The organism is Rhodoblastus sp. (assembly GCF_019449565.1).
GTDB lineage: Bacteria > Pseudomonadota > Alphaproteobacteria > Rhizobiales > Beijerinckiaceae > Rhodoblastus.
This window is the reverse complement of record NZ_JAGRPM010000007.1, coordinates 65,382-89,064: the sequence shown is the minus strand read 5'-3', so window position 1 is coordinate 89,064 and position 23,683 is coordinate 65,382. Positions and strand designations below refer to the sequence as shown.

Genomic DNA, 23,683 nt, shown 5'->3' with positions numbered 1-23,683 from the left:
CTTGGCTGCGCCAACAGCCCGATCAATCACCGAACGCGCGCGCCTGAACCCCAAATACCCCGCAGGATCGGATCCAGCGCAGCAAAATCTATTCCCTTCAACCACATAGACAGATGGGTGTTCTATTGCGCAGTTGTAATCGGCGACCCAGTTCGCGATCTTCGCCCGAGCGTGATCGAGCCCGAGAAACAGTGTCTCGTTCAGTAGTTCGTCGCGCATGCGACCGTTGAAGCTCTCGCAAAAGCCGTTTTGCATGGGTTTTCCCGGTGCGATGAAATGCCAGACGATCTGGTGCTCCTGCGCCCAGGACAGCATGGCGTTCGACGTGAACTCGGTTCCGTTGTCCGAGACGATCATGCCGGGCTTGCCGCGCCGCTTGATCACCGCCGTCAGTTCGCGCGCGACGCGGAGTCCCGAAATCGACGTGTCAGGAATTGCCGCCAGACATTCGCGGGTGACGTCATCGACAATGTTCAAAATGCGGAACCGCCGCCCGCTGGCGAACTGATCGTGGACAAAATCCAAAGATCAGCGGGCGTTGGCCTTCGCTTCGACGAGAATCGGCGCGCGCGTGCCGACGGCGCGTCTCCGCGCCCTGCGTTTGCGCACGGTGAGCCCTTCCTCGCGATAAAGCCGGTAGATCCGGTTGATTCCGGACGGCTCGCCGCCCTGACGCAGAAGGATGAAAAGCCGCCGATAGCCGAAGCGCTTGCGCTCGTTGGCCAGGTCGCGGATTTGCCCGCGCAGCTCAGTGTCGGGCGCGCGGCGCGACTGGTAGCGGATCATCGTGCGATCGGCGTCGACAAGAGTGCAGGCCCGCCGTTCCGACAAGCCCATCACGGCTCGCAGATGCGCGACACCCTCGCGCTTGGCGGCGGGCCCTACCATTTTTTTGACAGAAGCTCACGAAGGGCGGACGCGTCGAGCATGGCTTCGGCCAAGAGCTTTTTCAGCTTGCCGTTTTCGTCTTCGAGTTGCTTCAGGCGCTTGGCTTCGGAGACGTCCATGCCGCCGTACTTCGACTTCCAATTGTACAACGTCGCTTCCGAAACGCCGTGTTTGCGAGCGAGATCGACGGTCTTGGCGCCCGCCTCATGCTCTTTCAACACGCCGATAATCTGCTCTTCCGTGAATCGTGCACGCTTCATCTGTCCGTCCTTCGTCAGGCCGGACTCTAATCGCTCGTGGAGGAACTTTGCAGTGGCAGGTCAACGGGACTTAAGACCGCGTCCTAGGGGACTATTTCTATGTGTGCGCCACGCCCGAGCGCAGAGCGGCGGGACTGTTGTCGGTGCGCGCCAATGACAAGGATCGGCTTGGTTTGCCCCCCGTATGGACGACCTCGCCCTCTGATTGCCCTCGATCATAAACAGGCTCTGTTCTGGCGATCGCATTCTCCGCTTCAGTCCCGAGCGATCAGATATTGGCAAATCACACGGCCTTCACGCAGACACATCTCGGTCGCAGGCCGGCCGGTCGCCTCGGAGAAGAATGCGGCGATCGCGCGGCAAACGCAGCGTTCGCCACGCACTGCGCCGGCCACCGGGCAACTATAGTTGCGCACCATGACGCCGCTCTCACTCGGTGCCGTTTCGGTGCTCGCACCGAGAGAATCCGCGACCGCCATTGCCGCCCGCAGTCCCGTTTCGAAGTTGGGCGGATTCGATAGGCCCGCCTGCCGTGCCAGGCGCCGACCAGTCTCTTCGAGCAATTCACCAAGAGCATCCGCCGACATTGTTTGGCGCATCACCTCCAGCAAACCGAGCAAAAATGGCTTGTAGGCCCCTGAAGCGAAATCCTCGCTCCCGGCGGTCGCTTCATAGACGAGCGCCGGCTTTCCGGCGCCGTCGCCCTGACGCGTCGCCGCCGCCCGCGCCAGCCCCGACGCTTCAAGCTGCTTCAGTTGCACATTGACGGCGTTGCGCGTCACGCCGAGTTTTTGGCAGACTTCGGCGACAGTGAGCGGCTCACGCTGGATGGCCGCCAGAATCTTGGCTCTTGTCGTCATGCCAGTTGGCCCCTCCGACTCAGGTCGGTTTGGCAATATAAGCCATTTCGTCAGCCTGAATTGCCTGAGAATGCCGCTCGCAAGACGCAGCGCCGACGCGTGCTTCAAAGGCGGGAAGGGCTGACAAATTAATTACAACAATTACGATGGGCATAATTGGCCTATATGATATCATTGCGGCAAGCATTCAAGAAAATTGGGAGGTTCGCATGAAGGTCAGTGAACTCAGAAAGCATGCCGCCATATCCGCGGTCGCGGTTTTTGTCGGCGCGGGAGTCGCGGCCGCACAGGAAAAGGCCGCGCCCACAAGTTCGACGCCCGAGCAAATGGTCGAGGCGATAAACGGCGTGTTCGGCAAGCATCCGGGCTTCCGCGCCGTGCACGCAAAGGGTGTCGTGCTGGAAGGCGTGTTCACGCCCAACCCGGCCGCTGCGAGCGTCAGCAAGGCGGTTCACCTGCAGAAGACGCCGGTTCCAGTGACGATCCGCTTCTCGGATTTCGCAGGCGTTCCCACCATTCCCGATACGGATGGGATGGCGCGCCCGCATGGACTGGCGATCAAGTTCCACCTTCCCGGCGGAGGCGAGACCGATATTGTCGCGCATTCCTTCAACGGCTTCCCGGTCGCGACGACGGACGAATTCCGCGCGTTGCTGCTCGCGCTCGCCGCCAGCGGCCCCGACGCGCCCAAGCCGACGCCGCTCGACGCATTTCTCGGCACGCATCCGATCGCCAAGACTTTCCTGACGACGCCGAAGCCGCTGCCCGTCAGCTATGCGACGCTGCCCTATTATGGCGTCAACAGCTTCAAATTCACCAACGCCAAGGGCGATGTCGCCTACGTCCGCTATCAGTTCCTGCCGGCCGGCGGGACGCAAATCATGCCGGCGGACCAGGCGGCGAAGGCGGACGCCGATTATCTCGGCAAGGAGATTCGCGACCGCGTCACGCATGAGCCGGTCAAGCTCGAAATGGTCGCGCAGATCGCTAAGTCTGGCGACAAGATCGAGGATCCGTCAATCGCGTGGCCCGACAGCCGCCGTACGGTCGATCTCGGCACGATCGAAATCACCAAGGCGGCGGCCGACAGCGCGGCGGCCGAGAAGTCCTTGCTGTTCCTGCCGGGCGCCGTGACGGCGGGGATCGATGCTGCGGATCCCATGATCGACGCGCGCAGCGCCGCCTATCCGCTCGATTTCTCGCGCCGCAATCCCTGAAATCCGGCGTTGTCGGGAAGTTTCAGCGAAGGCGATCCGATCTAAAAAAAGCGACATCGCGGTGGCTCCACTACCCAACCGGGGGGCGAGCCATCATCGTCGCTCATTCGCCCGCAAAGGCAGATTTTCACGGCTGGCCGATATCGTGATAGTGTCTTCCTTCTCAGAACGGCGGCAAGGGCCCTAACCGCGTAGTCCAGCATAACGTTTAGGCGGCCGCCTGCGCTGGGCGCGACCTACCGATGCTGCCTTCAACGTCCAGATCTCGCGCCCGCGCTTTATGAACACAACGAACGCGCCATGAAGCAAGTCAGCAAACGTGAGCATTTCGGGGCGGTCGGATTATGACACGGGAGGCCCCATTCACGCTGGCGGCGCTCGCCGCCTTGGCGCTTCCTGCCTTTGCGGGGGATGGTCTGCCGGTAAATCATGACGTGACTGAAGCGAACATTGGCGAGACGATTTGTCGGCCAAGCTGGACACAGATGTTTCCGGCGTATGGTTCGACCATACGGACGATCAAAGCCGAAATGCTGGCGGCGATCGGCGAGCCATTGGAGCACCTCAACCGATGGACCATAGATCATCGAATTCCGCTGGTGCTTGCCGGCCATCCGGTTGAACGGCGTAATCTTGCGCTCCAGCCCATTGCCGAATCGCGCGCGAAGGACGAAATCGAAGCCTGTCTATTGTCGCGTGTCTACCAAGGTCAACTTTCATTGAAGGCCGCGCAACAGGCAATTTGGCAAGATTGGCGACAAGCCGGCGAGCTTTGCACCGAGCACGCGCGCGTCGCTCGACGCTGAAACGTCGCCGACGCAAATCGTCCTGACGCGCCTTCAAAATGGTGGACGCTTGCCAGCCGGCGGTCGTCGCCAACTCTGCCATCAGCGGCCCCATGGACTACGACTGGAATCCGCCCATCAGAGCCCGTCAGGCTTGAGCTTCAGGTTCAGATCGAGCCTGACCCCCAAACCGCGTTCAAGCGGCGGCAAGGAGCGGCAGGTAGGCATCTTGAAAATGGGCAACAGTCCACGACTTCCTAAAGGCGATCAGCGATGCTTGCAGCCATGGCCGGAGACATGCACAACTTATAATGAACGCGAACGAAATTGTAATAAATCATGTGCATCGCGACCGCGTAGACATGGTTCTCGGCCTTCTTTAAAATGTCATTCGTCAGTCGAGTGAAGAGCCGCACGTCCATTCGCCGATCAGGCGTCGATATCTTGTTTCGATAGTCCGAGCGGCGTCTATCGCCGGGTGCGGCTTCTTTGGTCTGCTGCTTGGCGGTGAGTGATCTCGTCAAGACGGAACAACTCTAAAGTCGCGGCTTCGTGGGACGCGGTGGCGAAAGCGCCGAGTCGTTCGCCAAGGAGGGCGACAGCGTGTTCCAGCCCCGCAACCGCGAGGCGGTGTACGGTGTGATAGGCCTGATCGCGCCCTCACAGCAAAAAGCGATAGTTTCGATTCAAACCAGTGAAACCATTGCGGGGCATCAGAGCCAATTTGGCAAAAAGCGAAACCCTGAAGGGACGCTGCATCCGAGATGCACCGGTGTGAGTGAAACAAAATGCATCAAAACGCATCAAAACGCAGCAATACGCAGCAATACGCAGCATTTCGGAATGCTTCGATTCGCTGGGGATTGTTGCGCGTGTCCGCCGCTCGTTATCATAGGCGTGCAGCAGCTTGGCGACGTTCAAACGATTTTTTTGCGCAACGCGACACAACAACAAAATGACGCCGCCTCATGCAGGCGGACGACGGAACATTCGTCGCATGCTACTGTCATCCGGCGCGCTTGTTCGACCGCTGCGGCTGCACTCGCGATGCTGACTCGAACGAGACGAAAAGGCGCGGCGATCGCGCAGCCAGACCACCGTCGCCCGCACGTTTCGACGGCGACCCGACGTTCGCGGGCGACGAGGCCAACCGTCGGACGCGCGTCGCAACGACCGGCTCCATCTGGAAAAGAATTGGCGCCGCAGCAGGTTGACCAACGCTGACTGGCGACCATGCGGTAGGCGCTGCCTTGTTTGCAATGGCGCGCTGGATCGATGCTTCGGCAACGCAGAAATTAGGTCGCGGTCGCCGCGCGAGTTCGATAGCGATGCGCCCCGACGGCAACTGGGCGGCGCGCAATCGGCCCGATCTCGTTGTCGCCGAGCGCCAACGAACCGCGCAACGACCCGACGCCGGACGGCCATGGCGCCGCATCGTCGTTTTGGGTGACCCAGCGAATGATGTCGCGGTGGATCGAACGTCATGCGAATCTTGTGAGAATGCGCCGCCCACGACCGATTAAGAAGGCAGGATAAAGGGCCGCGAGGTGCGCCGTTCTGTGGTCGTGTGGTTTCAAGGGGTTATGCGGCATTTTCGCGAGGTGCGGATTTTCGGCGCACCTCGCGGCGTTGTAGTTTTACGACTGTTTTCAAAAAGTTGGCGGGATGTGCGGCGTTTCGGCCGTGAGCGGCGAGGACGATTTCCGCTTCCGGCAGGCTGCGTCCGCTCGTCCAGTCGCCAGCGCGTCGATCCCGTCCTCAGGCCGCTCCCGATCACCGCGAAGAGGGGCTGGGGACGGCCTGTCTCGATCCGGTCGACCCTTGGCCTCCCCCGTCTGGTCGACGCGCACGCCGACATCGAGGCGCGCGGGCTCGCCGCCTCACGTTCCCTCGGGCCTGTCGTCATCGCGCTTCTCTTCGTCATGCGTCGCCCTCTGCGCTCCCTTCACCGGCACAGACTCTTGTTGTGGCGACAAAGCGCCCCGTGAAGGGGAGGAGGCTCGCCCGTCGTCCCGGATAACGATGTCTTGGACCGTGCTTGCGAATGAACACGCTGTCGAACAAAGCCAGCAGGCCGGACTGCCGCCATCTCGTCAAGGCGGGCGCTTACGCGCCCGCGCTTCCCGGCTCGCGGTTTTGGCCGGCCGTTGTCGACCCGGCCGAGGTCGTCCAGGCCCGGCTAAGGCAAGTTGGCGAGCTCGCCCCTTGGCGGGAGACGGCGACGCACCCGAGTGCGCGTCTGTTCGCGCGGTCGTCGTCCGTCGATTATTGCTGATGAACAACGGCGCGGTCCGCCGCGCAGCGACACGCTCCTGTCGCGACGAGTCGAGCGCCCCGTCGGCCTTGGCGCGCAGGCGGCCTGACCGCTGTCTTTCTCGGCGATCCTGGCGGCGCGCTGTCAAAATCGCTTTTGGGAAAAGACCGGAACGAAAGCGCTCGAAGCGCCGTCGCGGCCGACTGCGATTTTTCCGGCCCGTCCCGCGGAAGACTGTTTTGCTCGTCGCAGCCGGGCGCATTGTGGCGCGTACATCGGCCATTCTTGTTTTGGAGCGGTCGCGCGATTCTGTCGTCATGTCGAAACCGCGCGCCATCCGCCGCAAAGTTTGCCGCGACCGATTTCGTTCCGTCGCCAGCGGCGATCCTGGCGTCCCGTCGACATCGTCGCCCTGCGTCGGCGAGCGTTCGGAAGCTGACCTCACGTCTTGGACAGTCGTCGACGACTGGCCGGAACCCGCGCCGGTGACGCGCGCCGAAATCGACGTGATCGAGACCTGGTTGACCGATCTCCTCGACGAGATTTTTGGCCCGCGCCGATGACCTGCCGCATACTTGGTTCGGGAGCCGCCTGGAAGGCGCCGTTTCGTGTTCGCACGCTTTGCCTCCAATGGACTTTCTTCCGCTCAGTTAGAGCAAAACCCGTATGCAAAAGACGCGGCGCAGCTTAGAATCACGGCGTTTGACGTCCTTCGGCTCAGTCGCAACGCCGACGGTTCTTGAGAAAATCGGAGGTCACGAGATGAATGTCGAGGCTCGCATCCGCAACGATCAAGCGCATCAGGACGCGGCGACGCGAGCGTGCCTCTATCTCCGCGTTTCGACCGGGCGTCAGGCGGAGAGCGACCTGTCCATCCCCGACCAGCGCCGCCAACTGACGCAATGGAGCCAGGCCCGCACTTGGAAGATCGCGGCGGAATATGCCGATCTCGGCGAGACCGCCACCGACGACAACCGCGCCGAGTTCCAGCGCATGATCGAGCGCGCCGGCGACGACGATCATCCCTTCGACGTCATTGTCGTGCATAGTTTCAGCCGCTTCTTCCGCGACGCCTTTGGGCTGGAGATGTATGTGCGCCGCCTCGCGAAACATGGCGTGCGCCTCGTCTCGATCACCCAAGAACTGGGCGACGATCCTGCGCAGGTGATGATGCGCCAAATCATCGCGTTGTTCGATGAATATCAGTCACGCGAAAACTCCAAGCACGTGCTCCGGGCCATGAAGGAGAACGCTCGTCAGGGCTTTTACAACGGCTCTCCGCTTCCGCTCGGCTATGCTGTCGAGGAAGTGGAAAAGCGCGGCGCTCGCATCAAGAAAAAACTCGTCGTGGACGCTGTCGAAGCTGAAACCATCAAGCTCATGTTCAGACTCTACCGCCTCGGCGACGGCAAATCCGGGCCGATCGGCATCAAGGCCATCGCCTCCTGGCTCAATACGCGTGGCTATCGCACCCGCAACGGCGGCCTTTTCGGCGTCGGCACCGTCCATAAAATCCTGACCAACACCGTCTATATCGGTCAGTGGATTTTCAACAGGCGCTGCGCCAAGACGCTGCAACAGAAGCCGGAAGGCGAGCGCATTGTCGTCGACGTGCCACCCATCATCGAAACGGGTGAATTCGAGGCGGTGCAGGCTTCGTTGAAATCCCGCGATCCCCGTGTCGCCGCGCCGCGCGTCGTGACCGGGCCGATTCTTCTGACCGGCCTCACCGTCTGCGCCTCCTGCGGCGGCGCCATGACCCTGCGCACGGGAACGTCCAAGTCTGGGGCGGTCCACAAATACTACACCTGCTCGACCTGCGCCCGTCAGGGCAAGGTCGCCTGCAAGGGCCGCTCGATCCCGATGCAGAAGCTCGATGATCTGGTGACCGAGCATCTTTACGAGCGGCTGTTCCATCCCGCGCGGCTGACCGCGATCCTGGCCTCCGTCGCGGCGAATCGGGCCGAAAAGGCGCTCGACGTCGACCGCCGGGTTGCGGGCCTGCAAACGGAAGTCACCGACGCCGAGGAAAAGCTCAAGCGGCTTTACAAGATGGTGGAGGACGGCGTCACCGACCTCGACGACATCCTGAAAGACCGGCTCGCCAGCCTCAAGTTTGACCGCGACCGCGCCAAAACCGCGCTCGATCGGATCAAATCGCACAATGCGGCGCCGACCGCGTTCGATTCGGAGGCGATTGAACGTTTTGGCCGCGCAATGCGGGAAAACATCACTTCCGGCGACATCCCATTCCGCAAAGCCTACATCCAGTCGGTCGTCGACCGGATTGAGGTCGACGACGGCGTCGTGCGGATCATCGGGGATAAATCGACGCTGGAACAAGTGATTGCCGGCAAGGCGGTCGCCAGCGGAGGTGTTCGCAGATGTGTACCGAAGTGGCGCACCCGAAGGGATTCGAACCCCTGGCCTCTGCCTTCGGAGGGCAGCGCTCTATCCAGCTGAGCTACGGGTGCTTCGCGCCTTGTTTAGCCCATGGATCGCGCTTCGGCAAAGCAATTTTGGGCAAAGCGATTTTCCGCCCCAATCGCCACGTGAGCGACCCCTTGGGAGGGCGCGCGGCTTGGCGTATAAGGGGGCTCCGTCGCGCGTGCGGCGCGTTCCCGGATAAAGAAAGCGCATGACCGACGCTGCCCGCCCTCTCGCCCCCGGCGACCATGTCTTCCTTGTCGATGGTTCGAATTTCATCTTTCGCGCCTATTTCCAGTCCATCCGGCAAGATCAGAAATATAATTTCCGAGCGGACCGCCTGCCAACCGGCGCCATTCGGCTGTTCTGCGCCAAATTGCTGCAATTCGTCCGAGACGGGGCGACGGGCGTGCATCCCACCCATCTCGCCATTATTTTCGACAAGAGCGAGAATTCCTTCCGCAAGGAAATCTATCCCGCCTACAAGGCCAATCGCTCCGAGCCGCCGGAGGATCTGGTCCCACAATTTCCCCTGTTCCGCGAGGCGGTGCGCGCCTTTGGCCTGGAGCCCGTGGAACAGGACGTTTACGAGGCCGACGACCTCATCGCCACATACGCCCGGCAGGCGGCGGAAGCCGGCGCCGACGTGACCATCATTTCCGCCGACAAGGATCTGATGCAGCTGATCCGGCCCGGAATCACGATGTATGATCCGGCCTCGGGGGAGCGCGACGAGCGCCGCATCGGCCGCGAAGAGGTCGTCGCCTATTTTGGCGCGCCGCCGGAAAAGGTGGTGGATATCCAGGCGCTGGCCGGCGATTCCACCGATAATGTGCCCGGCGCGCCGGGCATTGGCGTCAAGACAGCCGCGCAATTGATCGGCGAATATGGCGATCTCGATACGCTGCTCGCCCGCGCCGGCGAAATCAAGCAGACCAAGCGCCGCGAGACGCTGACTGACCCCGCCGTGGTCGAAAAGGTGCGCCTGTCGAAGAAGCTCGTTCATCTTGTGGACGATGTGAAGGTCCAGACGCCGCTGTCGGATCTCGGCCTGCATCAGCCGGAGGGCAAGACTCTGGTCGCCTTCCTCAAGGCGATGGAATTCACCACGCTGACGCGGCGCGTCGGCGAACTTTACGATGTCGATGTCGGCGCAATCGACCCAGACCCCGCTTTTGTCGGACCGAAAGGCTGGCGAGGCCGCAATGGCGAGGCCGCCCCGCCAAAGGCCGAAGCGGCGCCAGACGAACCCGCCGCGCTCCCGGAAAACGCCGCCGCCCTCAGCCCCGCCGCGCTCGCAAAGGCGCGGGCCACCGCCGCGCTGGCGACGCAGGTCGAGCGCGGCCAATATGTCCGCGTCGCCTCCTTGGAGGAGCTGAAAGGGTGGGTCGCGCAGGCTTTTGAGGCGGGAGCGGTCTGTTTCGACACCGAGACCGATTCGCTCGATCCGATGCAGGCCAATCTCGTCGGCCTGTCCCTGGCTCTGGCGCCCAATCGCGCCTGCTACATTCCCTTCGGCCACAAGTCGCCCGGCGTCGAAGACCTATTTGGCGGCGGCGAGCTTGCGCCGGGGCAGCTTCCGCTGCGCGAGGCGCTCGAACTGTTGCGCCCGCTGCTGACCGCGCCCTCGGTGATGAAAATCGCCCAGAACGTGAAATATGACTGGCTGGTCCTGGCCCAGCATGGCGTCGAGGTCGCTCCGGTCGAGGACACCATGCTCGCCTCCTACACGCTGGACGCTGGCCTGAACGGCCATGGCATGGATGAGCTGTCGCTGAAATTTCTCGGCCACAGGCCGATTCCCTTCAGCGAGGTCGCCGGCCAGGGCAAGAGCTTCATCGGCTTCGCCCGTGTGGCGCTCGACAAGGCCACCGAATATTCGGCGGAAGATTCCGACGTCACCCTGCGCCTGTGGAACGTGCTGCAGCCCCGCCTCGTCGCCGAACGCATGACGACCGTTTATGAGACGCTGGAGCGGCCATTGCCCGTGGTGCTGGCGCGAATGGAGCGACGCGGAATCTGCGTCGACCGCGCCATTCTTTCGCGGCTCTCCGGCGAATTCGCGCAGGACATGGCGCGACTGGAGGCGGAGGTCCATCAACTGGCGGGGGAGGCCTTCAATCTCGGCTCGCCGAAGCAATTGGGCGACATTCTGTTCGGCAAGTTCGACCTGCCCGGCGGCAAGAAGACCGCGACCGGCGCCTGGTCCACCTCCGCCAGCGTGCTGGACGATCTGGCTGAACAGGGCCACGACCTCGCCGCGCGGGTGCTGGACTGGCGGCAGGTGCAGAAGCTGCGCTCGACCTATGCCGAGGCCCTGCCGCGCTTCGTCAATCCGAACACAGGACGGGTCCATACCTCCTATGCGCTGGCGGCGACCTCCACGGGGCGGCTGTCATCGTCCGAGCCGAATCTGCAAAACATTCCGGTGCGCAACGAGGCGGGCCGCAAGCTGCGCCGCGCCTTCGTCGCCAGCCCGGGCCACAAGCTGATCTCGGCGGATTATTCGCAGATCGAGCTGCGCCTGCTAGCCCATATCGCCGATATTCCGCAGCTGAAACAGGCCTTCGCCGAGGGCAAGGACATTCACGCCATGACGGCGTCCGAGATTTTCGGCGTGCCGGTCGAGGGCATGCCGAGCGAAATTCGCCGCCGCGCCAAGGCGATCAATTTCGGCATCGTCTATGGCATTTCCGCCTTCGGCCTCGCCAACCAGCTCGGCATTTCGCGCGAGGAGGCGGGCGCCTTCATCCGGCTCTATTTCGAGCGCTTCCCGGGCATCCGCGCCTATATGGACGCGACGAAGAAGCTTTGCCGCGAGCAAGGCTATGTGACGACCCTGTTCGGGCGCAAATGCCATTATCCGCGCATTACGGCGAGCAACGCCTCCGAGCGCGCCTTCAACGAGCGCGCGGCGATCAATGCGCCGATTCAGGGTGCCGCCGCCGACATCATCCGCCGCGCCATGATCCGCATGGACGCCGCGCTGGATCGGGCAAAGCTGTCGGCGCAGATGCTGCTGCAGGTGCATGACGAACTGGTGTTCGAGGCGCCCGACGCGGAGGTCGCGGCCACGATCGAACTCGTGCGCGAGGTCATGGAGAAGGCCGCCTTGCCCGCCGTCGCCCTCTCCGTGCCGCTGCTGGTCGAGGCCCGCGCGGCGGACAACTGGGATGAGGCGCATTAGGCGAGACAATAAAAAAACCCCGCCGAAGCGGGGTTTTTCAGGAAGCGTCGCCGCTTAGCTCCTGCGGTCGCCGGTCAGCTGAACCAGCGCCATGAAGATATTGATGAAGTCGAGATAGAGCATCAGAGCGCCATTGATCGACTTCTTGGTCGTGTCCTCATAGCCGTCGGATTCAAGATACATCTGCTTGATCGACTGCGTGTCATAGGCGGTCAGGCCGGCGAAGATCAGCACGGTCAGGATCGACAGGCCGAACTGGAAGGCCGAGCTCTGCACGAACAGGTTCACCAGGCTCGCGATGATCAGGCCGAACAGACCCATCATCAGGAACGATCCCATGCCGGACAGGCTGCGCTTGGTCGTGTAGCCATAGAGGCTCAACGCGCCGAAAGAGGCCGCTGTGATGAAGAAGGCCCGCGTCACGGACGTCCCGGTATAGATCAGCAGGATCGACGACAGCGACACGCCCATCACCGCCGCATAGGCGTAGAACAGGCTGCGCGCCGAGGAGGCCGACATGCTGTTGATCTTGAAGGAGAAAAACAGGACGAAGGCCAGCGGGGCGAACATGATCACCCAGCGCAGCGGGCTGGTGTAGATCGCGGCGCCGAAGCTGGTCAGATAGGTATGCGAGCCGAGCTGAAACTGCGTCGGCACGCCGGAAACCGCCAGCATGTTGACGCCGAGCGCAAACAGGCCGGTCAGCGCCAAGCCGATCGACATGTGGTTATAGACGCCGAGCATGAACGCCCGCAGACCTTGATCTACATCGGCGCCCGTCCGGGCGTAGCCCCGGCTCCAGGGAGCGGCGTTGCGGTCAAAGTTGGACATAGGTTCCTCGCGAAATGCCGCCCGTTTACCGCCACGGACGATCCGCAGGCGGCGCGGCCCTCGGAATATGAAGCCGGCAGGGCCAAAAGACAAGCCGCGCGGCTTAAACTTGCCTAAGCGCAACATTACATTTTCGTTAGTCTTCGCGCAGCCACCGGCCCGGCTTTTCGCCCAATACGCGCCAGGTGCCGGCAAGGCCGAGCGCGACCGCGAAAGTGACGGCCCCCAGCGCAACGGCCCCCGCCTGGGCGGGGAAGAAGTGAAAGCTCGTGTCCAGCACCTGCCGCGCCACCAGCGCCGCCGCCGCCGTGCCGGCCAGAAGGCCGAAAGCCGCCGTGGCCGCGCCGAGCAAGGCGAATTCCAACGCCAGCGCACTCAACAGGCGGCCCCGCGTCGCGCCCAAGACTTTCAGCACGACCGCCTCATAGATCCGCGCGCGCTGCCCCGCCGCCAGCGCCCCGGACAGGACAAGCGCCGAGACGACAAAGGCGAGCGAGGCGGCGGACTGGATCGCGACCGATAATTTGCCCAGCAGGCCATCGACCGTCTCCAGCGTCTCGCGGATCGACACGCTCGCCACCGCAGGGAAGTTTTTGGCCGCCTCGGCCAGCAGCGCGGCTTCTCGCGTGGAGTCCGGGCGCTCGGGCAGGTTGAGCGTCATCAGGCTGGTGAAGGGCGCGCCGGCGAAGGCGTTGGGCGAAAAGACCAGAACGAAATTGATATTGAAGCTGCGCCAGTTGACCTTGCGCAGATTGGCGATGCGCGCCGTAAGCGTGCGGCCCAGCACATTGACCGTGACGCTGTCGCCGAGGCGCAGGTTCAGGCCCTGCGCGACGCCGGACTCCATCGAGACCAGCGGCGGGCCGGCGTAATTTTGAGGCCACCATTCGCCCTCGACAAGCCGCGAGCCATCCGGAACCTTCGCCGAAAACGTGATGCCGCGATCGCCTTCCAGCGCCCAGCGCGCCTTGTCGGCCGCCTTCACGTCCTCCGCCGGAACGCCGTTCACCTTCACGATCCGTCCGCGCAGCATGGGCGCGACCGCGATCGTTCCGTCCGGCGCTTCCTTGCGGAGGAAGTCATGGAAGGACGCGGCCTGCGCCGCCTGAATGTCGAAGAAGAAGAAGCTCGGCGACTCCTTGGGCAGAGACTCGCCGATATCCGCGCGCAGATTGCGCTCAACGCCCGTCAGAGCCGTGAGCAGGGTCACGCCGAGGCCGAGCGAAATCAGGAAGGAGGGAGTGAGCGCTCCCGGCTTGTGGAGATTGGCGACCGCGAGGCGCAGCGGCAGGCTGCGCCCATGCGGCGCCCGGCGCGCGAAATACATGATCGCGCGGGCAACCCCGTAGAGCAAAGCGAAGCTGACGAGCACCGCCGCGCCAAATTGCGCGGTAAGAATCCGGTCGCTGCTGATGAGCAGCGCGAAGCCGAACAGAGCCGCCGCCGCCAGCCCGGCGACCACGCCGCCGCGCAGCCGCAGCGGCCCGAAATCGCCCAGCGCCGTCTCGCGCAGCAGCGTGGTCACCGGCAAGGCGCGGGCGCGGTCGAGCGGCGCGGCGGCGAAGGCCAAAGCGGTGAGCAGGCCAAACACCATGCCCGAAAGCCCGTCGCGCCAGTCGAGACTCGGCGCGAGCGGAAATGGCAGCGAGGCGCCCAGCACGAAGGCGAGCAGTTTGGGCAAAGCGAGGCCGAGCGCCGCGCCGACCACGGCGCTTGCCGCCGCGACCAGCATGGCCTGAATCAGGACAAAGCGCGCGGCCTCGCCGCCGGTCGCGCCCAAGGCCTTCAGAATCGCCAGCGTCTTGCGCTTTCGGTCGATGAGGCCGCGAATGGAATTGCCAACGCCGACGCCGCCGCAGACCAGCGCGGTCAGGCCGATCAGCGAGAGAAATTGCGCGAAACGCTCGACATTGCGGGAGAGTTGCGGCGAAGGCTCGGCGCGGCTGCGGATTTCGAAGCCGGACTCGGGGAAAGCCTCGGTGAAGGCCTTTTGCGCAGCGGCGAGATCGGCGTCGCTCGACGCCTCCGGCGGCAGCAGCAGCCGTAGCGACAGCCGGGCCAGCGAACCGGGAACGATCAGGCCCGTCTCGGCGAGGGCCCGGTCGCTGACGATGACATGCGACCCGAACCCAATGGCGCCGATGGAATCCGGTTCGCCAGCCAGCCAGCCAACGAGCGCAAATTGCACGGCGCCGATCTCAAGCCGGTCGCCGATCTTCACATTGAGCCGCGCGCCGAGCGCCGGATCGGCGAACAGGCCATAGGCCCCGTCTTTCAGGGCCAGGGCGTCATAAAATGGCCGGCCCGCGCCGAGCGGCGGATCGGTCCGCACGGCGCCGGCCAAGGGATAGGACGAATCGACCGCCTTCATTTCAACGAGCGTAGAGGCCGGCGCGTCGGCGCGGCGGGCCATGGCGCGCAAGGAGAGGACTTCGCCGACTCGCCCGCGCGCGGCCAGAAATGCCTTTTCCTTCTCGGCGGGGACGCCGAGCGCGCGACCGAAGGCGAGATCGCCGCCGAGCAGAACGGCGCCTTGCTGCGCCAGCCCTTCGCGGAAGGCGCGCGAGGTCGCGTCCACGCCGACAATGGCCATGACGCCCAGCACGAGACAGGCGATGAACACGCCATAAAAGCGCAGGCCGCCGCGCAAATCGCGCAGGGCGAAGCGCGCCAGCGCCCGGTTGGCCGCCCTGCGACGGCTGGAAGAGTCAGACGCCGACATTTTCGCGATCCTGAATCGCGGCGGCGTCGCTTTCGATCCGTCCGTTGCGCAGGCGAACGATGCGGCGGCAGCGGCGCGCCAGCGCCTCGTCATGGGTGACGAGGACGAGCGTGGCGCCCCGGGCGCGATTGAGGGCGAAGATCAGCTCCATGATCTCCGCGCCGACGCCCTGATCGAGATTGCCGGTCGGCTCGTCGGCGACGAGAATGGAGGGATTGGCGACCAGAGCCCGCGCCAGCGCGACGCGCTGCTGCTCGCCGCCGGACATTTGCGAAGGATAATGCTTTTCGCGGGCGCCGAGCCCGACCTGCGCCAGAATTTTCTGCGCGCGGTCAAAGGCGTTGGCCTCGCCGGCCAGTTCGAGCGGAATGGCGACATTTTCGAGCGCCGTCAGGGTCTGTATGAGGTGAAAGGCCTGAAACACCACGCCGATATGGGCGCCGCGAAAACGCGCCAGCTCGTCCTCGCTCATCAGGTCGATCCGGCGCCCCGCGACGCGGACCGAGCCGGAATCCGGCGCCTCCAGCCCGGCCATGGCCATTAGAAGCGTCGATTTGCCCGAACCCGACGGCCCCAGCAGCGCGAGGGTCTCGCCTTTTGCGACATCGAGACAAATATCTTTCAGAATATGCGCCCGGGCTTCGCCGCTTCCTAATGTGAGATTGACATTTTCGACGCTTATGGCGGGATCGGACATGAAGAAACTTTCGGAAAGGCCGCGATGACGAATGCTTCTCACGGACTGGCGCGAGCGAGCGCCTGCGCCCCATATGGGCGCGCCCGCCGCTTTCGCCAAATTTTTTGCTTTCGCCAAATTTTTTTTGTGGCCCTCGCCCTGATGCTCGCCGGCGCCGGACCTCTCTACGCGCGAACACTGCGGATCGTGGCGCTCGGCGACAGCCTCACGGCAGGCTACGGCCTTTCCGCCAATCTGGCCTTTCCCGCCGTGCTGGAAAAAGCTTTGAAGGAAAAGGGATTTGACGTCGAAATCGTCAATGCCGGGGTTTCGGGGGATATTTCGGCGGGCCTGCTGGCGCGGCTCGATTGGGCGCTCGGCGACGGCGCGCTGGATGGCGCAATTGTCGAAATCGGCGCCAATGACATGCTGCGCGGCCTCAACCCTGACCAGACCCGCGCCAATATCGACGCCATTCTGGCGAAACTGCGCGAGCGCAAAATCCCCTTTCTCATCGCGGGGATGCGTTCGGCGCCCAATCTCGGCGGACCCTATGCCGAACAATTCGAGCCGCTTTTCGCTGCGCTCGCGCAAAAATACCAGGCGCCGCTCTATCCTTTTTTTCTGGAAGGCGTCGCGGGCCATCCCGACAGGCAATTGCCGGATGGATTGCACCCCAATCGCGCCGGCGTCGAAACCATCGTCGCGGGCATATTGCCGGCTGTGACTGCCTGGCTCGACGCCTTGCCCAAAAGCTAACCGGAAGAAACGAGCCGTGCCGCGCCTGTTCACAGCCTTCGAAATTCCGCCCGAGATCGCCGCGCAGCTGGCGTATTTTCGCGGCGGCCTGTTCGGCGCGCGCTGGATCGAGCCGGCGGATTATCACATCACCTTGCGTTTTTTCGGCGATGTCGACACATGGACGGCGCAGGCGCTTGACGCTGATCTGATCGAAACCGAGGCGGTCGGCGGCGCCGCGCCGCTGCATATCGCGCTTGATGAAATCGGCGTGTTCGGCGGACGCCAGCCGCGCGCGCTTTATGCCCGCGTGAAGGCGGACCCCTTGCTGTCGCGCCTGCAGGCGGCCCATGAGGCCATCGCCCGGCGCAACGGCCTCGCGCCGGAAACCCGCAAATTTGCGCCCCATATCACGCTGGCGCGCCTGCGCGGCGTGGAGCCGCAAGCGGTCGGCGCCTGGCTAGCGGAGCGGGCCTTCCCGCTGGCTCTGTCCTTCGAGGCCGGGCGTTTTGCGCTCTATTCGTCGCGGGATTCGGTCGGGGGGGGGCCTTACCGGGTTGAGGCCGACTATCCCTTCGCCTGACTACAACCCGTCGAGCGCGCCAACGAAGGGAAGTTGCCGGTAATTTCCGGCGTAATCCATGCCATAGCCGACGACGAAGCGGTCTGGACAGGCAAAGCCGACGAAATCCGCGTTGATTTCGATCTGCTTCTTATGCGGCTTTTCCAACAGCGCGGCGATCAGGACGCGACGCGCGCCGCGCTCCAGCAGCAATTGCTTCGCAAAGGCCAACGTGCGGCCCGATTCGAGAATATCGTCGATCAGCAGCGCGTCGCGGCCCGCCACTTCGGCTTGAAGGTCGCGTAATAGCTCGGTCTGGCCAGAGGACTCCGTTCCCGCGCCATAGCTGGCGATCTGGATGAAATCGACCTCCGGGGCCAGACCGTGGCGATGCATCGCGCGCAGGAGATCGGCCGCGAAGACGAAGGCGCCGGTCATGATCGGGATCGCAATGAGGTCGCGCGGCGCCGATGCCGCGATCGCCGCCGCCATATCCTCGATGCGGGCGGCCAGAGCGGCCGCGTCGATGAGTACTTGCGCTTCCCGGCTGTTCACCGGGCGTATCCCGGCGACTGTCCTGCGTCTGCGTCTCCCGCGAAGCGAACGCGCACGTCGCTGCCTTCCTTGGGCGGCGCGGCGAGGCGGGCGCGAAACTGCGCCGTTTCGCCCACGGCCAGCCGCGCTTTAGGCGGCGCGGCGGTCCAGAAATAGATTTCCCGTCCGGTGGCGTCGAGCACCGAGAGGCGCATGCGCGGCGCCACGCGCGGCGCTTCCGCGAGATTGCGGATCCCGCCTTCGACGATCAGGATCTGCCTGCCATCCTCGTCCGCCAGGCGCGACGTGACCTTTTCGATGGCCATTTGCCGAAGATTCACGCCAAGGCCCAGCGCAGTATATAACGGCGCGGCGGCGGGCGCGAGGCGCACGATCTGCGCCCGCCCCCCCACCAGCAGGCCCCAGGCGGCAAGAAAGACCAATACCCAGGTCCAGGGCCGCGGCGCGCGGAGCGCGCGCGTCTGCTTGTCCGGAGCGGAAGGAGCGCCGGCGCCCGGCAGGGCGCGGCGGCTCGACGAGGCGGCGATCCCGCCGACATCGCTTCCTCCACCTGAACGCCCGAACTGGCGAGGGGCAAAGGCGTGGACGTCGAGAGGCTGAAGCGAGGTGGCGGATCGCATGAAAGCGCCTTGGCTGGGGACGAAGTTGCGCGATTTGTCGCAATTCATTGGTGTGCTGCTATGGTTAAAAGCGCGTTAAAAGGAAGCGATTCGCCCGCGCCTTTCGCGCGGTCTGGCTTGCGGCGCGCCTTGTCAGGGAGCTTTTCTTGATCCGGTTCGAGAATGTCGGCTTGCGATATGGGATGGGCGACGAAATCCTGCGCGACATTACTTTCGACATCGCGCCCCAAACATTCCAGTTCCTGACCGGCCCTTCCGGCGCCGGCAAGACCACCTTGCTGCGCCTTATCCTGCTGGCCCTGCCGCCCACGCGCGGCCTCATCACGCTGTTTGGCAAGGATTCCGCCGAACTCGACAAGCCCGGGCTCACCGCCCTGCGCCGCAAGGTCGGCGTGGTGTTCCAGGATTTCCGACTGCTCGACCACCTCACCACCTATCAGAACGTCGCCCTGCCGTTGCGCGTGCAGGAGCGCGACGAGGCGAGCTATCGCTCGGAGGTCAGGGAGCTTCTGGGCTGGGTCGGGCTTGGCGAGCGCATGCATGTCTACCCGCCGGTCCTTTCCGGCGGCGAGAAGCAAAGGGCGGCCATCGCCCGCGCCCTGATCATGCGGCCCCAATTGCTCCTCGCCGACGAGCCGACCGGCAATGTCGATCCGCCGCTGGCGCGGCGCCTGATGCGGCTCTTTCTCGAACTGCACAAATCCGGCACCTCGGTGGTGATCGCCACCCATGACCTCGCCCTGATGGACCAGTTCGACGGCGCGCGCCGGCTGGTGCTGGGCGACGGCCGCCTGCATATTTACGATTGAGCGCGCCCATGGACGAACACTCCACCCCCTTTTCATCCCGGCCGCCGACGATCGAGGACGAATGGAGCCAGACCCCGCTGGTCCCCGCCGCGACGGTGGCCGGTCGGGCCCTGGCCATCGTCATCGCGATCATGACCTTCCTCGCCGCGCTCACAGCCGGCTTCGCCTTTGTTCTCGCCGACGCCTCGCGCGAATGGCGCGGCGCCGTGGGCGTCGAAATGACCATTCAGGTCACGCCCCGCGCGGCCCGCGACATCGACGCCGATTCCGCCAAGGCCGCGAGCATCGCCGCCGGCTTCCCCGGGGTCGCGGAGGCGCGCGCCTTCACGCGCCAGGAGTCCGAGGAATTGCTGGCGCCGTGGCTCGGCGCCGGCCTGGACCTCAGCCAGTTGCCGACGCCGCGCATGATCGTGGTGCGGCGCGACCCGCAAAAGAAGCTCGATGAAATCGGCCTGCGCGCCGCCCTCGACGCCGCCGTGCCCAACGCCAGCCTCGACGATCACGGCGCCTGGATGCAGCGCCTCGACACCATGGCCCAGGTCGTGGTGGGCGCCGCCGTCGCCATTTTCGTGCTGGTGATGATCGCCATGGCGCTCGCCGTCGGCTTCGCCACCCGCGGCGCAATGGCGGGAAATCGCGAAATCATTGAGGCGCTGCATTTTGTCGGCGCGGCGGATAGCTTCATCGCGCGGCAATTTCAGTTTCATTTCCTGCGGCTTGGCCTGCGCGGCGGGGCGGCGGGCGGCGGGGCGGCTCTCTTGCTCTTCCTGCTGCTCGGCTTTCTCTCGCGGCAATGGACGACGAGCGCCGGCGGCGAACAGGCCGAAGCGCTGTTCGGCTCCTTTTCGCTGGGCTGGGGCGGAATTGTCGCCATCGCCGCGATTTCCGTCACCGTGGCCCTGATCGCCGGGCTGATGTCGCGCATCATCGTCTTTCGCGCGCTGGGCGAGTTCTACGACGTCAAGGACTGAGGCTTTTGCGTGACAGGCCGCGCGGAAAGCCCCGGATAGCGTGCGCGGGCTTTTCATTTGGGCAGGCCTCCGGCAAAAGAGGCCCATGATTTATCTGCGCTCCCTGCTGTTCAACATCGCCTTCTATGTCGGCACGGCCATCATCGCGATCGGCGGCCTCCCGACGCTGTTTTTTGGCCGCCGCGCCATTCTGAAAGTGGCGCGCGCCTGGGGCTGGACCTCGCTGTGGCTGCTGGACAAGATTTGCGGCGTGAAGGTCGAGTTTCGCGGCGTCGACAATCTCCTGCATCAGGGTTGCATTATCGCCGCCAAGCATCAGTCGGCGCTCGAGACCTTCGCCCTCGTCACGCAGGTCGAGGATTTCACCTATATCCTGAAACGCGAGCTGCTTTTCATCCCGCTGTTCGGGCAATATCTGAAGCTGAGCAACCAGATCGCCATCGACCGCAAGAGCCGTAGCGCCGCCTTGCGCGATCTCGTCCAGCAGGCGGGCGCGGCCATCGCCGAAGGCCGCGTCATTTTCATCTTTCCCGAAGGGACCCGCCGTCCCGCCGGAGCGCCGCCGCTCTACAAGAGCGGGGTCAACCATCTCTATGCCGCCGCCAAGGCGCCCTGCGTGCCGGCGGCGCTCAATTCCGGCCTGTTCTGGCCGCGTCGCACCTTCCTGCGCCAGCCCGGAACCTGCGTGATCGAGTTCCTCCCCGTTATCCCGGCGGGCATGCCGCACGGCGAATTCAGCAAGGTTCTTCAGGAACGGTTGGAAAAGGCGACCAACCGGCTGATCGACGAGGCTCTGGCCAGCAATCCCGGCCTCGCGGGCAATCTGGACAAAAGCCCGCTGGAAAAAAACGGCGAGGCAGCGCTCCCCGGCGATTGACTTTACCCCCTGTTTGTTCTTGTTTGTTGGCATCACGTTTCGTCATGCAGGGACAGAACATGAATCGCCAGCCGTCCTCCGCCGCAACCAACAGCCCACTGGCCAGTCTCACCCGGACCGGGCTGGAGAAGCTATTCCATAGCTGGGTCGGCGCTTCGGGGCGGCGCTATATTTGCTCGGTCTATTCCGTGGGCGAGCCGCCGGCCTTCGATTGCCGCCGCGCCGTCATCGCCGCCGTGCGCCGCAAAGCTTCTGGCGCGGTCCTTCTGTTCACGTTCCAGCCCGGCTTGAACGAAGAGCGCGATGATTTCCGCCTCTGGACGCAGCGGGCGCGCGCCAGCGGCGCCACCGAATGGCATGTCCATCTTCTCGCGGAAACGCCTGAAGAGCGCGCCTTCGTCCTGCGCGATCTCGCCCCGGAACGGCGGCTCGCCGCCTGATTTTCGGCGCTCGGTCGCGGTTGAGCCTCATTTTGTTTTAGGATGGCCGCCGAATCGCCGGGCGCCGCGTCCGGCGTCAGGAAATTTTCATGGCTCGCTACCGCCGCCCCCTGCTCATCGGCCTCGTCGTCCTGCTCTGCCTCGCGCTCGGGGAGTTCTGGCTCTATTCCGCCCACCGCCTCGCGAGCTACATGGACAAGCGCGCGCTTGGCGGCGTTTCGCTGGCCGATCTCTGCCGAACCAGCGACATCGGCGGCTTTCCCTTCCGCCTGAAACTCAGCTGCGCCGAATTCACCGCGCCCGTGCGCATCGGCGACGAAGTCGTCCTGTTCGGGGCCGAGGAGGCCCATGGCGAAGCCAGCCTGTTTTCGCCCAATCACATCCTGCTCACACTCTCGAGCCCGCTGGTCGTGCAGAAATCCGGCGGCGGCCCGCTGGCGAAACTGCGCCATGACGGAATGACGCTCGATATCGCCTGGTCGCTGTCCGGCCTGTCCGAGGCGCGGCTGGACATGAAAGCGCTGGACTGGCGGCCCGAAACGCCTCAGGCCGGCCTCGCCTTCAATCTGCAAAGTCTGACCGCGAAGGCGACGCCGCAGGTGGGGGAAGGTCCCGGGGTCATGCGCTTCGAACTGACCGGCGAGGGCCTGAATCTGCCGGCGCTGCAGGCCTTGTTGCAGAAAAACGATCTCGGCCGTTTCACGCTCAGCGGCAAGGTCTCGCCCGTCCCCGGCGCCGCGGCGGATTTCCGCGCAGCTGTGGAGGACTGGCGGAAAAAGTCGGGCGCCGTCGTCATCGACCAGCTGCAATGGCAGGCCGGCGATCTCAATCTCAAGATCGACGGCGCGCTGTCGCTCGACGACGCCCATCGGCCCGTCGGCAAGCTGAATGTCACGGCGGAAGGCGCGGGGCCCTTGCTCGCGCGTCTCGGCGTCCCCGTCGCCGCCACGCAGGTCAACGCCGTCCTCGGCGCGCTGCTCGGAAAGCCGCCCGCTCAAGGCGCGAAGGCAGATACGCTTTCCCTGCCGCTGACGCTGGCCAATGGCCAGGCCTATCTGGGGCCTGTCAGGCTGCCCGCGACGGTTCCGCCGCTTTATTGATCCTTTGAAGGCAGAGCGAAACGCTCGGCATGGCTGCCGATCCAGGCGACATTTTGCGACGCCGGATTCAAGGCGGCGGCGAATTTTTCGGCGCTCCAGTCGCCCGGCGCCGAAACCAGCAGCGACGCTCCCTCGGGGCTCTCGACCCGCGCCAGACATTCGCAAGACAAGGCCCGGAAAGCGGCGTCATCCGGCGCGCCGGAAGGCCATTGCGCGGAGAACAGCGCGACGTCGCGCGCCGCCGCCTCGGCCAGCGGATTGGAAATGATGAAGACCGGCAGGCTGGCCGGATGGTCCGGCCGCTCGACAAAAGGCAGTCGGGCGATAATTTTCGGCGCGCCCTCCGCCGCAAGGCTTTCCCACCATCGCCCGTCCCCGGCCCGCCAGGCGGCCCGCAACATGCCGAGGTCGCCGCCGCCGTCCGGTCGCGCGGAGCCGGCCACCCCCGCTATGGTTTCGCCCGGACTCGCATGGCCGAGCAATGGCACGGTGAAACCGAAGTGAAAACGCGCCGAATCACGCATCGCGGCGTCGCCGCCCGACAGGTCCGCGTGAACGGAATAATGCGATTGGACGAAGGTGAAGGTCGAAATGATGACCCGCCAGATGCTCTCGACCGTGTCGAGCGGCAGGCGTCCGCGATGGCGCGCCGCGATGACCCGCATCATGTCCGCCTCGCGGCCCGGCCGGAACGCCGATCCGCCGCCCTGGCGCGCCTTGACCGCAATCAGGGTGTCGATGATTTCGCCGCGCGCGATCAGGAGATCGTGCATTTCGCCGTCGATCCGGTCGATTTCCATTCGCAGTTCAGCCAGGGACTCCAGGGCGGTCGGTTCGCTCATTGCTCGGTCGCTCTTCATGACGCGCATTGCGCCGGTTTCGACAGGCCCCATCTATAGACGGC

Annotated in this window: 19 protein-coding genes, 1 tRNA gene and 3 pseudogenes; 12 read left to right on the top strand and 11 right to left on the bottom strand. The window is 64.4% G+C overall.

From position 1 onward, the window contains the following. Positions 1-132: 132 nt before the first annotated feature. Both QZ409_RS01485 and QZ409_RS01480 read right to left on the bottom strand, forming a co-directional pair. Positions 133-1,148: pseudogene (locus QZ409_RS01485) on the bottom strand (IS3 family transposase); the annotation flags it as partial. Positions 1,149-1,402: 254 nt separating this feature from the next. Then, complete coding sequence (locus QZ409_RS01480; protein ID WP_296706321.1) at positions 1,403-2,116, bottom strand: helix-turn-helix domain-containing protein; 714 nt, start codon at positions 2,114-2,116, stop codon at positions 1,403-1,405. Positions 2,117-2,217: 101 nt separating this feature from the next. Between QZ409_RS01480 and QZ409_RS01475 the strand changes: the two genes are divergently transcribed. Together QZ409_RS01475 and QZ409_RS01470 are read left to right on the top strand one after the other, a co-directional pair. Next, positions 2,218-3,225, top strand: coding sequence for a catalase family peroxidase (locus QZ409_RS01475; RefSeq protein ID WP_296706319.1), 1,008 nt, complete (start codon positions 2,218-2,220; stop codon positions 3,223-3,225). Positions 3,226-3,569: 344 nt separating this feature from the next. Further along, positions 3,570-4,031: a hypothetical protein gene (locus tag QZ409_RS01470; RefSeq protein ID WP_296706318.1), complete on the top strand. Its 462-nt coding sequence runs from the start codon at positions 3,570-3,572 to the stop codon at positions 4,029-4,031. A gap of 239 nt (positions 4,032-4,270) precedes the next feature. Here QZ409_RS01470 and QZ409_RS01465 read toward each other — a convergent pair. After that, positions 4,271-4,435 (bottom strand): annotated as a pseudogene (locus QZ409_RS01465) (IS1 family transposase); the annotation flags it as partial. Between the two features lie 235 nt (positions 4,436-4,670). Next, positions 4,671-4,931: a hypothetical protein gene (locus QZ409_RS01460; protein ID WP_296706316.1), complete on the bottom strand. Its 261-nt coding sequence runs from the start codon at positions 4,929-4,931 to the stop codon at positions 4,671-4,673. 1,650 nt (positions 4,932-6,581) lie between these two features. Here QZ409_RS01460 and QZ409_RS01455 point away from each other — a divergent pair. Then, positions 6,582-6,827, top strand: coding sequence for a hypothetical protein (locus QZ409_RS01455; protein WP_296706314.1), 246 nt, complete (start codon positions 6,582-6,584; stop codon positions 6,825-6,827). Between the two features lie 103 nt (positions 6,828-6,930). Continuing rightward, positions 6,931-8,103, top strand: a pseudogene (locus tag QZ409_RS21705) (recombinase family protein); the annotation flags it as partial. Positions 8,104-8,661: 558 nt separating this feature from the next. Here the strand turns inward: QZ409_RS21705 and QZ409_RS01445 are convergent. Continuing rightward, positions 8,662-8,738, bottom strand: a tRNA-Arg gene (locus QZ409_RS01445). Between the two features lie 164 nt (positions 8,739-8,902). On the opposite strand from QZ409_RS01445, the gene polA reads away from it, so the two are divergent. Then, the gene (gene polA, locus QZ409_RS01440; protein WP_296706312.1) at positions 8,903-11,878 is read left to right on the top strand and encodes a DNA polymerase I; all 2,976 of its coding nucleotides are present in this window, start codon (positions 8,903-8,905) and stop codon (positions 11,876-11,878) included. Positions 11,879-11,932: 54 nt separating this feature from the next. Here the strand turns inward: polA and QZ409_RS01435 are convergent, their stop codons facing one another. The 3 genes from QZ409_RS01435 to QZ409_RS01425 all read right to left on the bottom strand — a co-directional run bounded on the left by QZ409_RS01435 (position 11,933) and on the right by QZ409_RS01425 (position 16,128). Beyond that, positions 11,933-12,709 (bottom strand): Bax inhibitor-1/YccA family protein, encoded by a 777-nt coding sequence (locus QZ409_RS01435; protein ID WP_296706310.1) that lies wholly within the window; start codon positions 12,707-12,709, stop codon positions 11,933-11,935. A 136-nt stretch (positions 12,710-12,845) separates the two neighbouring features. Continuing rightward, a complete protein-coding gene (locus QZ409_RS01430) occupies positions 12,846-15,431 on the bottom strand; it encodes an FtsX-like permease family protein (protein WP_296706307.1) in 2,586 nt (861 codons plus the stop codon). Then, complete coding sequence (locus QZ409_RS01425; protein WP_296706305.1) at positions 15,418-16,128, bottom strand: ATP-binding cassette domain-containing protein; 711 nt, start codon at positions 16,126-16,128, stop codon at positions 15,418-15,420. Before QZ409_RS01425 ends, QZ409_RS01430 begins: the two co-directional genes overlap by 14 nt. Before the next feature lie 126 nt (positions 16,129-16,254). Here QZ409_RS01425 and QZ409_RS01420 point away from each other — a divergent pair, with 126 nt between their 5' ends. Together QZ409_RS01420 and thpR are read left to right on the top strand one after the other, a co-directional pair. After that, positions 16,255-16,866, top strand: coding sequence for an arylesterase (locus tag QZ409_RS01420; protein ID WP_296706302.1), 612 nt, complete (start codon positions 16,255-16,257; stop codon positions 16,864-16,866). Positions 16,867-16,882: 16 nt separating this feature from the next. Next, positions 16,883-17,428 carry an RNA 2',3'-cyclic phosphodiesterase gene (gene thpR, locus QZ409_RS01415; RefSeq protein WP_296706299.1) on the top strand — a complete coding sequence of 182 codons (546 nt, stop codon included), beginning with the start codon at positions 16,883-16,885 and terminating at the stop codon, positions 17,426-17,428. Here the strand turns inward: thpR and hpt are convergent, their stop codons facing one another. Together hpt and QZ409_RS01405 are read right to left on the bottom strand one after the other, a co-directional pair. Beyond that, positions 17,429-17,962 (bottom strand): hypoxanthine phosphoribosyltransferase, encoded by a 534-nt coding sequence (hpt, locus tag QZ409_RS01410; protein ID WP_296706297.1) that lies wholly within the window; start codon positions 17,960-17,962, stop codon positions 17,429-17,431. Then, positions 17,959-18,582, bottom strand: coding sequence for a DUF3426 domain-containing protein (locus QZ409_RS01405; RefSeq protein WP_296706295.1), 624 nt, complete (start codon positions 18,580-18,582; stop codon positions 17,959-17,961). The genes hpt and QZ409_RS01405 overlap by 4 nt, the downstream gene beginning before the upstream one ends. Before the next feature lie 146 nt (positions 18,583-18,728). Between QZ409_RS01405 and ftsE the strand changes: the two genes are divergently transcribed. The 5 genes from ftsE (at position 18,729) to QZ409_RS01380 (ending at position 22,779) form a co-directional block, all read left to right on the top strand. Continuing rightward, positions 18,729-19,391, top strand: a complete 663-nt coding sequence (ftsE, locus tag QZ409_RS01400) for a cell division ATP-binding protein FtsE (protein ID WP_296706293.1) — start codon at positions 18,729-18,731, stop codon at positions 19,389-19,391. An 8-nt stretch (positions 19,392-19,399) separates the two neighbouring features. Then, complete coding sequence (locus QZ409_RS01395) at positions 19,400-20,362, top strand: ABC transporter permease (RefSeq protein WP_296706291.1); 963 nt, start codon at positions 19,400-19,402, stop codon at positions 20,360-20,362. A gap of 85 nt (positions 20,363-20,447) precedes the next feature. Next, positions 20,448-21,239, top strand: a complete 792-nt coding sequence (locus tag QZ409_RS01390) for a lysophospholipid acyltransferase family protein (RefSeq protein WP_296706289.1) — start codon at positions 20,448-20,450, stop codon at positions 21,237-21,239. Between the two features lie 59 nt (positions 21,240-21,298). Further along, entirely contained in the window at positions 21,299-21,679 is a 381-nt protein-coding gene (locus tag QZ409_RS01385; RefSeq protein ID WP_296706287.1) for a hypothetical protein, read from the top strand. An 89-nt stretch (positions 21,680-21,768) separates the two neighbouring features. After that, positions 21,769-22,779 (top strand): DUF2125 domain-containing protein, encoded by a 1,011-nt coding sequence (locus QZ409_RS01380; protein ID WP_296706285.1) that lies wholly within the window; start codon positions 21,769-21,771, stop codon positions 22,777-22,779. On the opposite strand, the gene QZ409_RS01375 is transcribed toward QZ409_RS01380, so the two are convergent. After that, entirely contained in the window at positions 22,773-23,621 is an 849-nt protein-coding gene (locus tag QZ409_RS01375) for a chorismate mutase (RefSeq protein WP_296706283.1), read from the bottom strand. The two genes, QZ409_RS01380 and QZ409_RS01375, sit on opposite strands and share 7 nt — an antisense overlap. Between the last annotated feature and the right edge of the window lie 62 nt (positions 23,622-23,683).